Annotated in this window: 6 protein-coding genes and 2 pseudogenes; 6 read left to right on the forward strand and 2 right to left on the reverse strand. The window is 71.2% G+C overall.

Translation table 11 applies throughout. From position 1 onward, the window contains the following. Positions 1 to 81: 81 nt before the first annotated feature. Entirely contained in the window at positions 82 to 5,892 is a 5,811-nt protein-coding gene (locus ACFW22_RS16425) for an AAA domain-containing protein (protein WP_386404164.1), read from the forward strand. A gap of 79 nt (positions 5,893 to 5,971) precedes the next feature. On the opposite strand, the pseudogene ACFW22_RS16430 reads toward ACFW22_RS16425, so the two are convergent. Then, positions 5,972 to 6,632, reverse strand: a pseudogene (locus ACFW22_RS16430) (3'-5' exonuclease); the annotation flags it as partial. On the opposite strand from ACFW22_RS16430, the pseudogene ACFW22_RS16435 reads away from it, so the two are divergent. Continuing rightward, positions 6,616 to 6,708: pseudogene (locus ACFW22_RS16435) on the forward strand (IS5/IS1182 family transposase); the annotation flags it as partial. The pseudogenes ACFW22_RS16430 and ACFW22_RS16435 overlap by 17 nt on opposite strands. Here the strand turns inward: ACFW22_RS16435 and ACFW22_RS16440 are convergent. Continuing rightward, the gene (locus tag ACFW22_RS16440; protein ID WP_386404167.1) at positions 6,702 to 7,919 is read right to left on the reverse strand and encodes a metallophosphoesterase; all 1,218 of its coding nucleotides are present in this window, start codon (positions 7,917 to 7,919) and stop codon (positions 6,702 to 6,704) included. The pseudogene ACFW22_RS16435 and the gene ACFW22_RS16440 sit on opposite strands and share 7 nt — an antisense overlap. Before the next feature lie 256 nt (positions 7,920 to 8,175). Between ACFW22_RS16440 and ACFW22_RS16445 the strand changes: the two genes are divergently transcribed. From ACFW22_RS16445 to panD, 4 genes are all read left to right on the forward strand, one after another. Further along, on the forward strand, positions 8,176 to 8,571 hold the full coding sequence (locus ACFW22_RS16445; RefSeq protein WP_386404170.1) for a GNAT family N-acetyltransferase: 396 nt from the start codon (positions 8,176 to 8,178) through the stop codon (positions 8,569 to 8,571). Between the two features lie 785 nt (positions 8,572 to 9,356). Then, positions 9,357 to 9,719, forward strand: coding sequence for a hypothetical protein (locus ACFW22_RS16450; protein WP_386404173.1), 363 nt, complete (start codon positions 9,357 to 9,359; stop codon positions 9,717 to 9,719). Further along, on the forward strand, positions 9,716 to 10,375 hold the full coding sequence (locus tag ACFW22_RS16455) for a nucleotidyl transferase AbiEii/AbiGii toxin family protein (protein WP_386404176.1): 660 nt from the start codon (positions 9,716 to 9,718) through the stop codon (positions 10,373 to 10,375). Before ACFW22_RS16450 ends, ACFW22_RS16455 begins: the two co-directional genes overlap by 4 nt. 477 nt (positions 10,376 to 10,852) lie before the next feature. Next, positions 10,853 to 11,278, forward strand: coding sequence for an aspartate 1-decarboxylase (gene panD, locus ACFW22_RS16460; protein ID WP_386404179.1), 426 nt, complete (start codon positions 10,853 to 10,855; stop codon positions 11,276 to 11,278). Positions 11,279 to 11,354: the final 76 nt, after the last annotated feature.

The following is an 11,354-nucleotide window of genomic DNA, read 5'->3' on the forward strand; positions in this document are numbered from 1 at the left end:
GTGGCCGGGCTTGTGGTGATCGGGGCGGGATGACCCGTCGGGCCACCGGATGGTCCTCAGAAGCAGTGGTGGGGTGGGCGTGTGAGTCAGGGCGAGCGCGGGCTGGGCGGAGATCTGCAGCCCGTCGGTTCCGTCTACCAGTACGACGACGGCCTGTACGTACGCATGGATGACGTCGTGCCCTACGTGCCGGCGGACCCCGAGTCCAGTCATGGTCACCGGCAGGGTGACGACCTGGTGCGGTGCACCCTGTCCCTGAGCAACGGCACCGGACGTCCGCTGGACCTCGGTGGCATCACCCTGCTGGTGCGGGGAGGACCGTACGGCAAGACGGCCCGTCAGGTGCGGGACCTCCGCGGTGACGCGCTCGACGGCGAACTCGAGGGCACCCTGCGCGCGGGGCGCAGGGTCTCCGTGACATGGGCCTACAGCATTCCGGCCGGCTCTGCCGACGACCTGGACATCGAGGTCCGCTTCCCGGAGGGCGACCGGGGAAGCGTCACCTTCGGCACGGCACCGGGCGTCGCCGCGGAGGCCGGTGAGCACCCCGCGTCGAGGACGTACGACCGGTCCCTCCCGCCGGCCACCGCGACGGCCGTCCACGACGTCGCCCCGGCCCGGCCGGCCCCCGCCGGACGTCGAGCCGCCCCGGTGGGGGCGCCGGGGACCTCCCCCGACGATCTGGACGCCGCTCGCGTCCGACAGATCTTCCGGTTCCTCGCCGAGGCCGAGGAGTCGAAGACGCGTCCCGTGCGCACGCTCGACGGGGCGGCCGGCACCGTGTGGTTCGACGAGCTGCCGGACGACGCCGGCGTCGAGGTGATGATCGAGGGCGCCCTCGTCGGAGACGACCCGGCCTGGCTGAACGTCGCCCGCCCCGAGCGCGAGGACGCGCCGCACCCCAAGGCCCTGCTCGCCCCCTGGGTGGACGAGACCCGGATACGTGACTTCAAGGAGCCCCGCGCACCACACCTGCGCCGGCGCATCGAACCCGACTTCCCCGACTGGTCCCGGGGCATCCCGCTCGACAAGGCCTACCACGAGCTCGACGAACACCCCCAGCAGGAGAAGATCGAGAAGCTGTACGCCGCCTGGGAGCAGGAATGGCTGGCCTGGGCGGAACGACGCCGCGCCATCGACCCCATGGTCAGGCTGTACGACCGCCTGCACAAGATGCACGAGGACGCCGCAGGCCTCGGCGAGGCGTACGAACTCGTGCTCGGGCTCGGCCGGCTCACCTGGCAGACGACCACTGGACAGAGGGTGGAACGACACCTCCTCACGCACCGCGCCACCCTCCGGCTCGACCCGTCCACCGGTGCGCTCACTGCCGCCCCCGACCCCACCGGCACGGGACTGGAACTCGAAGAGGGCATGCTGGAAGGGGCCCAGCACGTTCCGGGCGCGGTGCGCGAGGCGATCGTCGAAGTGCTGGAAGACGCCTCCGACGTGACCGACCCGGAGCACCTCGACGCCGTGCACACCGCCCTGCGCAGCTGGGTGAACGCCGCGCACAGCGCCGGGAGCTACGCGCCGACCGTCGAGCGCGCCAAGCCGCGCAGCCTCGATGTCCCGCAGGTGGGATTCACCCCCGCACTCGTGCTGCGTGAGCGCAGTCGCCGTTCCACCATGGACGCCCTCAAGGCCATCGCCCGGCAGATCGACGCGGGCACGCCGCCCACCGCACTGCTCGGTCACATCGCGGGCCGGGACGGCGCACTGACCGCGGCGGACCTCGCGGCAGCGGAGGACGGCGGAGCGGTACAGGACGGCGACGAGATGTACTTCGCGCTGCCCGCCAACGAGGAGCAGCGCACGATCGCCGAACGCCTGCGGGCCAACCGGCTCGTCGTCGTCCAAGGGCCGCCCGGCACCGGCAAGACGCACACCATCGCCAACCTGGTCACCGACCTGCTGGCGCAGGGCAAGCGGGTCCTCATCACCAGCCACACCCCGCGCGCCCTGCGCGTGCTGCGGGACAAACTGCCGGAGTCCGTCCGCGACTTGTGCGTGAGCCGCACCGAGGACGGCGCCGCCGCCCAGCGCGAGCTGGAAGCATCCGTGCAGCGGATCCTCAGCGAGTACGCGGGCTACGACGAGAAGGCCTCCGGCCAGAGGATCAGCACCCTCCAGAAGCGCCTCGCCCGGGCCCGTGCCGCCCAGCAGGCCATGCTGCGCGATCTCGCCGCACTGCGCGAACAGGAGACCCACCGTTTCGAAGCGGAGATCGGCGACTACAGCGGCAGCCTGCAGGAGATCGCCGAGCGCCTCACCACGGAGGCGGGACGGTACGACTGGCTGGGCCCGGTCCCGCAGGAACAGCCCGCCCTGAGCGCCGACGAGGCCCTGCGCCTGCTGCACACCACCCGTGCCTACACCTCGCACCACCAGGCCCTGGCGGCCGAAGTCCCCGGCCCCCACGAGCTGCCGGCCCCCGGTGACTTCGAGGAAGCCGTGCGCATCGTGCGGTCGGCTGAAGAAGCACACGCGGACGCACGCCGGGACCCGGTGTGCGCGGAGTACGACACGGCCGTGAGGAGCCTCGGCGAGGGGGAACAGCAGCGGCTGTCCTCGGCGCTCGACGCCTTCTCCGCCGCCCGCGCCCGCGCCGCGGCTCTCGCCGCCGCGGCCGGTGACTGGGCCACGACGCTCCTGAAGCAGGTGACCGAAGGACAGGACTGGCAGGCCCGCAGCCGGCAGGCCGCCGTCACCGAAACCCTGGCGGCCGTCGACGTCTCGTCCGCCGCCCTGGGCACGGCCATGGTCAGCGGCCTGGAGCAGTACGATCCGGCCACGGCACTCGCCCAGGTCACCGCACTGCACGACGGGCTCGTGCAGGGACAGAAGCTGCGCGGACCCCTCGGCATGCGCTCCAAGCTGGCGAAGGCGGTCGGCGCGTTCGTGGAAGCCGTGCGGGTCGACGGCCGGGCGCCGGAGGACGTCCCGACATCGGCCGTCGTCCTCGCCCGCGTCCAGCTGGAACTGCGCCTGGCCCAGCTGGAGTCCGAGTGGGGCACGCCCGTCACCGCCTGGCAGGGACACGGACCGCGCCTCGCACGGCTGCGACAGGACGCGGAAGTGCTGGACGCGCTGCTCGCCGTCGCCGCCGCCCGCACCGACGTCCTGACCGCCGCGGCCACCTCACCGACCCTCGCGGTCGCCACCTGGCACGAGGCGGCCGTCGAGAACGCCGTGCGCGCCCTCCTGCGGGCGGCGACCACCCTGCGCGCGGCCGAGCGGTCGCGCAAGGTCATCGAGCACGGCGAGGACCTGCTGCGCCTCTGGGGCGACCGGCCGGGCGCGTCACCCGCCGTCGTGCGCGCACTCGGCACCGTCCGTGACCGTGACCCCGACGGTTACCGCACGTTCAGCGAAGAGATGGCCGAGGTGCGCGAGGCCGCTCGGCTGCGAGCCGAGCAGGCCGTGGCCCTCGACCACGTCCGCGAGGCGTTCCCGGCCCTCGCGGACCGCATCTCCACCACGGCCGAGGACGGCACTTGGGACGACAGGCTGCCCTCGCTCGCCGAGGCCTGGGCCTGGTCCGCGTGGCGCGACCGCATGGAGCGACTGACCGACCCCGAGGCCGAGCGCGCCCTGCGCCGACGGCTGACGGAGGCCGACGACGAGGCCCGCATCATGCTGGCACGGCTCGCCGCCGCCCGCGCTTGGCACCGCTGCCTCGGCCTGCTCACCGGCGACCAGTCCCGGGCGCTCAGCGCCTATCAGCAGGCGGCGAGGCGCATCAAGGGCAAGTACCAGCACCGCTACCGGCGCGACGCGCAGGCCGCCCTGCGCAAGGCACAGACGGCGGTGCCGGCCTGGATCATGCCCCTGCACCAGGTCGCCGAGACCGTGCCCATGGACCGACCGGGCCTGTTCGACGTCGTCATCGTCGACGAGGCCAGCCAGTCCGGTCTGGAGGCCATGCTGCTGAGCTGGCTCGCCGACCGGATGGTCGTCGTCGGCGACAGCAAGCAGGTCAGCCCGTCCAACGTCGGCCTCAAGCAGGACGAGTACTTCCACCTCAGGGACCGTCTGCTCACCGCGCTGGAACCGGACGTCCGCAGCTTGTTCGGCCCCGAGTCCAGCTTCTTCGACCTCACGGAGGCACTCTCGGCGGGCCGCGGCACGCTCATGCTCAAGGAGCACTTCCGGTGCATGCCGGAGATCATCTCCTTCTCCAACGAGCTCTGTTACAACCGTGACCTGTTGCCCCTGCGGCAGTACGGCGCGGACCGGCTGCCCCCGGTCCGCACGGTGTACGTCGAGACGGGCGAAGCCGTCGGAACCAGCACCCGGCTGACCAACGCCGTCGAGGCCGAGGCCCTCGTCGATGCGATCGTGCGCTGCTGTGCCGACCCCGCCTACGCGGGGAAGACCATGGGCGTCATCAGCCTCCGTGCGAGCAAGGGCCACCTGACGGAGCTGGAGAACCTGCTCGCCGAGCGCCTCGACTACGAGCAGCGCGAGGAGAGGCGCATCCGGGTCGGCGACGCCGAGGACTTCCAGGGCGACGAGCGGCACATCATGTTCATCTCGTTCGTCAACTCGGCCATGACGGCGGCCGGATCGGTACCGGGCGGCTTCAACGGCAAGACCTACGAGCAGCGCATCAACGTGGCGGCCTCGCGCGCCCAGGACCAGGTGTGGGTGTTCCACAGCGCGCGGGTCGAACAGTTCCACGAGAACGACCTGCGCCGGCGGTGGCTCGATCAGCTCACCCGCCCCACGGAGGAGGACGTCGTGGCGGTCGAGGGCGAGGTTCTGCCCGATGTCCGGCACGAGGCGTTCGACGGGCTGTTCCAGCAGAGGGTGTACCTGGAACTGGAGGCGCGGGGCTACCGTGTCCGACCGGGATACAAGGTGGGCCGTCACACGATCGACCTCGTCGTGGAGGGCGGAACGCGTCGCCTCGCGGTCGCCTGTGACGGCGACGTCTTCGCCGAGGGGGAGGACGCCTCCACCGCGGCCGCCAGACAGCGAGACCTGGAACGCGTCGACTGGACGTTCGTCCGGATCCGGGGCAGCCGCTACCACCTCGACCCGGAGCAGGCGCTGGCCCCCTTGTGGGCCGAGTTGGAACGGCTGGGCATCGAACCGGTCGGGAGGCAGCCGGCAGGAACCGGTGCTGCCGACGGCACCGTGCCCGGCGAGGTGGAAGCGGGCGGCGATGCGGCGACCGGCCTCGGGGCAGAAGCCGGCGATGGCACGGCCGAGGTGGCCACGACCGTCCGCACAGCAGATGCGGCAGGGGCCGGGGAGGCTGCCGCCGGCGACGGCGCGCCTTCAGAGCAGCGGGGGGCGTCGAACCACGAGGCCGGGAGCCGGGACAGCGCTCCAGCGCAGTCGTCGCCCGACGACGCCCCGGGGGTGGCGCCCGCCGAACCGTCCGGGAGCGAGACGCGGACGGAGACGCCCTTCTCGGGCGCACCGGGTGCCCTGCCGGTCCGGGAGGTCCCTGCCGGGGCCTTCCAGCGGTTGGTACGCGAGGTGCAGCAGTTGCAGACGGTGGTCGATGCTCCCTTCGATACCCCCGAGAGAGCGGACGCGGCACAGCTGCTGTTCCTCAGGAGGACCCAGAACGATCGGCGCGACCGGCACACCAAGCACCTTCTCTTCCTGCGGACCTTCCTCGATGCCGTCGGCGTCGGGAGGGAAGGGGCCGTCCCGGACGTGGTGATTCCCGGAGCGCTGCTCCGCCTGGAGTTCGACGGCGGAGTGGACGAGGACACCCTGTACACGATCGCCGAGCTGCCCACCGAAGAGGCTGACGTCGTCTCTCCGTCCTCTCCGCTCGGCCATGCGCTGGCCTGGCAGCCGACGGGACGCACGATCTCCTACGAGACGCAGGGCAAGACGCACACGGTGGTCGTGCGCGAAATCCTCGTCTGATCGCGGTGACGTCACCGCGATCAGACGGTCCCGTCCTACGGACCCCTTTTCGGTCCGTAGGACGGGACCCCGACGGGTCTCAGCCGGTGACGGGGTCCAGCATGCGGCTCCGCTCACCGCTCCAGGAGATCGCCAGTGCGTCGCGCGCCCGCGTGCAGGCCACGAAGAGCAGACAGTGTTCGGCCAGAAGGTCAGACCGGTGTTGTGCGGCGTCCTCGTCGATCGGTGTCACCTGCGGAGCGAACGGCAGCACGGTGGCCGTCACGCCGACGACGGCCACACAGCGGAACTCCAGCCCCTTCATGGCGTGCATGGTCGCCACCCGCACACCGGAAACCGACGGTCCCGGATCGTCCTTGACCGCGACGGCGGGCACACCCTCCCGACGCAGGCGGGTGGTGACCGCGTCGACCAGCGTGTTGAACCGTGCACACACGGCCACCTCGGACGGCTTCACGCCGTCCTGGTCGATCCACCTGCGGATCTGGTCCACCAGTGCGCGCAGTTCGTCGTCCTGGCTGCCGTGGCCGTGAGCCGCCGGAACCCGGCCGTGCAGTTCGGAACGGTAACCCCGCAGCGAGTCCTGGCCCCCGTCATCCTCGTCGTCCTCACCGAGCCGACCCACCGGCTGACCGTCCAGGAGGGACGCGGACCAGCGCAGGATCTCCTCCGTGCTCCGGTAGTTGAGGCGCAGTCGGGAACGTTCGCCCGCGCACGTGGACGCCCAGGGACCGCAACGACGGCAAGGTACGGGAACTCTCCGGAGCCAAGGACGCGGTCGGCGACACCACCGTGATCGCAGACGGCGGCTACCGCGACTGCTGGTGCGGGGAGCGGAGAACGAGCAGGGTGATCTCGCTGGGGGCGAAGACGCGGAACGGCGGGCCCCAGAAGCCGGTGCCGCGGCTGGTGTAGAGGAGGGTGCGGGTGCCGTGGTGGCTGAGGCCGGCGACGACGGGCTGGTCGATGCGGACCAGGTGGTGGAAGGGCCAGATCTGCCCGCCGTGGGTGTGGCCGGAGAGCTGGAGGTCGATGCCTGCGGCTGCTGCCCGGTCGATGAACTTGGGTTGGTGTGCCAGGAGCAGGACGGGCAGGTCGGGGTCGGCGCCGTCCAGGGCTCCGGCGAGGTGGGCGCGGTGGCCCGCCAGCCCGGAGGACTCGGCGGTGACGTCGTCCACGCCGGCGACCACGAGGGTGTCGCCTCCGCGTTCGAGCAACAGGTGGCGGTTGCGCAGCGGCTCCCAGCCCAACTCGTCCATCAGGTCGACCCAGCCCTGGGCCTCGCTGTAGTACTCGTGGTTGCCGGTGACGTAGACCTTGGCCCGGGTGGCCCGCACGGTACCGAGCGGGACGGCCTGGGCGCGGCGACGTTCGGCCGTGCCGTCCGCGATGTCACCGGTGTGGCAGACCAGGTCGGCTTCCAGGGCGTTCACCCTCTCGCACACCCGGGTCGACCAGCGGGCGCGATCGAGCGGGCCGTAGTGGGTGTCGGTGATGAGGACGACGCGGAGGCCGTCCAGCCCGGCAGCCAGGCGGGGGAGGTGCACGTCGAGGCGGCGTACGCGCGGCACGCGGCGGGCCTCGGCGTACCCCCAAGCGAGCAGTACGGCCGTCACGCCGAGGACGGCCCACGTGACGATCCGGGCCCGGACCTGACCGTTCCCGACGTCGGCCACGGTCAGGGCGAGCCGCAACAGGACGCCGAGCAGAACGGACCAGGTGAACAGCACCCAACTGGTGCCCAGCAGGGTGTCACCGATGATCGCCGCCCGGTCCTGCTGGCGTCGGCCGTGCCCGCGCACCATCGCCAGCGGCATGCACATCAGGCCGAGGCCGAACAGGGCGGTGCCGGCCAGCGTGCCGGCCAGCGGCCAGTGCTGTCCGGTGTACAGCAGCACCCAGCAGGGCACGGCCCACAGCAGGACGGGGGCGATCAGGGGGACGTAGCGCATCAGGTGGTGCAGTCTGCTCTGCCGCGGAGCTTGCGCTTCGCCCTCGGTGGACCGGGCATTGCTGGTGTCGGTCACGCTTCCCCTTCCTGACCGAACTGCCGTCCCGCGCACTGTATCCGGTCGCCTCCGGCCGGTCGGACCGGCGTTCGGGGGCGAGGACGCCCGGGCAGAGGGTTCTCTGGGGCCTGCCTCGTCACCCCACCCGCTGACCAGACCGTTTCGTCCTCCAGCACAGGATGAAAGGGGTCCGGTGAGGTTTTTTCGACGGCGACCACGTCATGTCCTGCCTGCGGAGGAGGATCGGGCAAGGACAGCGGTCTACGCTCGCGCCATGACCATCACTCATGAGTGGCGGGGCGGCTTCGGCAACGCCGAGGTCGATGCGCTGCATGCGGAGGGCTTCGACCAATCCTCCCTGCAAATCGATTGGCTGACGCGGGTGCAACGCCACAGCCTCGGGTGGGTCTGTGCACGTGATGACGGCGACCTCGTCGGCTTCGTCAACGTCGTATGGGACGGCGGCGTTCACGCGTTCATCCTCGACACCGTGGTCGCGGCAGGCCGTCGCCATGCCGGGCTCGGGGCCGAACTCGTCGCCGAGGCCGCCCGGCAAGCCCGCGAAGCCGGATGTGCATGGCTTCACGTCGACTTCGAGGACGACCTGCGGCCGTTCTACTTCGACGCCTGCGGGTTCACGCCGACGACGGCCGGCCTCATCGCGCTCTGAGCCGGCCTCGCCGTACGGCGTCCCGGTCCACGGACAAGCGTGGAGATCCTGGGAGGACAGGTCCCACCACAGGAACCCGTCCGCAACCGCCAGAGGCTTCACCTCGATCGTCCACGTTGCCGCGCTCGACGTCCGTCACGCGGTGTGGTGGAGCGCCTCGCTCACGCGCCGGCCGTCCACCTGAACGGTGAAGACCGCCCTTGACCTGCACCAAGCAGGCAGGGAGCCGTCTTCCAGGAGTCCCAAGCGCTGCGTGCCCTGTTCAAGGGCCCGCCATGACGGGGGCCTGGACACGGGTGCCTGACTCTTGCTTGAGGCGTTGGCTGCGTGCCTCGACAGCTCGTCCGCGGCATGGGTCCTGAGTGAGTGGGCTGCGTTCGGAGCCGAAGCGGCGTGCCTTGTGGATGCCGCCTGCCCCTCCGGCCGCTGTCGCCGCCTCGTCCGCCCCGGTGTCCTTCTCGTCCACTGCGCCGGCGTCATGGGCCTCGGCTTCGACACCGTCGCCCCTCCCGACGCCGCGACCGAAGCCGGAGCTCACTCCACCGCGGCGGCCCTCCGCGTGACCTGTTGCCCACGATCACCCGCGCCCGTGAAGCGGGGCTGGTCCTGGGTCGGCAGGGCAGCCGGTTGCCGCACCACCCGGGGGGCTGTACGTGCAGGCCATGATGGGCGAAGCGTCCACGGGGTGAGATGTCCGAGCGAAGGGCAGGCGGCTGCCCGATCCGTACGTACGACAGGGTCTCGTATCCACCATGCCGCCGCCTCCCGGCAGCGATACTGGATGCATGGACACGACGATCACCGCACCCCGCGCCGAGGTGCTGCGGGACCGCTACCGCAGCCGACTGCCCGAGTGCTTGCAGGCGCTGGCCGGCCCTGTCGAGGGCAACGTGGACCTGCCGCTGCACATCGTCTGGTCCGGGCGGACGAGCTACAGCCTGGACCGTCCGAAGTCCTGCATGACGCTCTACCGGACCGTCCTCGCCGAAGGACTGAGTGAGGACCTGGTGGCCCTCCTGCACCACCGGCTGCTCACCGAGCAGTGGCCCGTGCTGCGGCGCTTGGTCAGTCCCTACATCCGCGAGGTCTGGGAGGACGCCTTCCCCGAGCTGCTCCGCACCGCTACGACCAGCGCGACCGCCGGGTGAAGCTCACCCCGCTCCACGAGCGTCTCCTCGCCGACATCCTCGATCTCGGCTCCCCCTACCCTCTGGTCCTCACCGGCGGATACGCCGTGCAGGCCCACGGCCTGGTCGAACGCTTCAGCCGCGACCTCGACGTCGCCACTGAGAACCCTGCTCCGATGCAGGAGATCGTCGCCTCACTCACAGCCGGCCTCAGCGCGCGCGGATGGCGGACCACGCACGTCGAGACCGATCCGCTCAGCGGCCGGTTCCTCGCCACCGATCCGGACACCGGCGAGGAGTGCGAGGTCGACGTCCTCAAGGAGGCGTTCTGGGCCCCACCAGCCCAGACTCCCTACGGCCCAGTCCTCTCCCTCGACGACGTGATCGGCACCAAGGTCCGTGCCCTCGCCGACCGCGGCACCGTCCGCGACCTCATCGACGTCCGGGCTGCCTCCCGCCACCGCTCCACCGCCGATCTCGAGTCCCTGGGGCGCCGTCGCGCCCACGACGAGTTCAGCCTCGAAGACCTCCGGGACCGGCTGATCGGCGCGGACTGGTACGAGGACGAGGACTACACCGCGTACGGGCTCACCTCCCGGCAGATCGAAGAACTCAAGGCGTGGGCGCTGGAGTGGGCGGAGGATCTGGGCGCGCGGATCCATGACGAGAACGCCTGAGAGGCGGTCATCGCAGCCGTCCTCCTCTCTAGCGCGGTTGCCACGAGAGGATGCGGTGTAGCCAGCAGGTTCCGACTCGGAGCCGTCCACGGTGGGCTGCCTTGCACGGCGGATGGGTGGGGCGGTCGAGCGCCGACAGGCGGATGGCCGAAGGGACCGTGTGCTCTGAACCAGAGCGATGTCGGTGCCCGACGGGTCGGTGGCGCATGGGCGCACGTCGTCCGTGTGTGCAGAGGGGTCTCCTGCACGCCTGATGGCTCGTTGGGGAAGTCGGCATCCGGTCAGCACGGGTCGCCGGACGTTCCCGAAGGATTTGCCTGTACAGGCGCCGGTGCGGTGCGAAAGTCCAGGCGGGAAGCCGTCCAGCCCGACCCGGGCGATGTTCCTCACAAACTTCGGACGAGGGCGCCGGTGTAAGGTCGAGGACGCCCTTGACCTGCAGAAAGCAGGCAGGGAGCCGTCTTCGAGGAGTCCCAAGTGCTGCGTACTCTGTTCAAGTCCAAGATCCATCGCGCCACCGTCACCCAGGCGGATCTGCACTACGTCGGTTCGGTCACCGTCGACGCGGATCTGATGGAGGCCGCCGACCTGCTTCCCGGGGAGCTGGTCCACATCGTCGACATCGACAACGGCGCCCGCTTGGAGACCTATGTCATCGAGGGGGAGCGCGGTTCCGGAGTCATCGGGATCAACGGTGCCGCCGCGCACCTGGTGCACCCCGGGGACCTCGTGATCCTCATCAGCTACGCACAGATGGAGGACGCGGAGGCGCGGACGTTCGTGCCGCGCGTCGTGCACGTCGACGGCGACAACCGCGTCGTGGAGCTCGGCAGCGATGCCTCGGCGCCCGTCCCCGGCAGCGGCACGGTGCGCCCCCCGCACGCCGTGCCCGCCCGGGCCTGAGGGCGGGGCTCCCGGCTGCGGGGTGATCCGGAGCCCGGAGCCCGGAGCCCGGAGCCCGGAGCCCGGCGGGCGCCGT

Source organism: Streptomyces sp. NPDC058872 (genome assembly GCF_042743065.1).
Lineage (GTDB): Bacteria > Actinomycetota > Actinomycetes > Streptomycetales > Streptomycetaceae > Streptomyces.

What these genes read in the sequence shown, in the direction of transcription:
- ACFW22_RS16445 (WP_386404170.1), top strand. Translation starts at nt 8,176, where the DNA reads ATGACCATCACTCATGAGTGGCGGGGCGGCTTCGGCAACGCCGAGGTC.
- ACFW22_RS16450 (WP_386404173.1), top strand. Translation starts at nt 9,357, where the DNA reads ATGGACACGACGATCACCGCACCCCGCGCCGAGGTGCTGCGGGACCGC.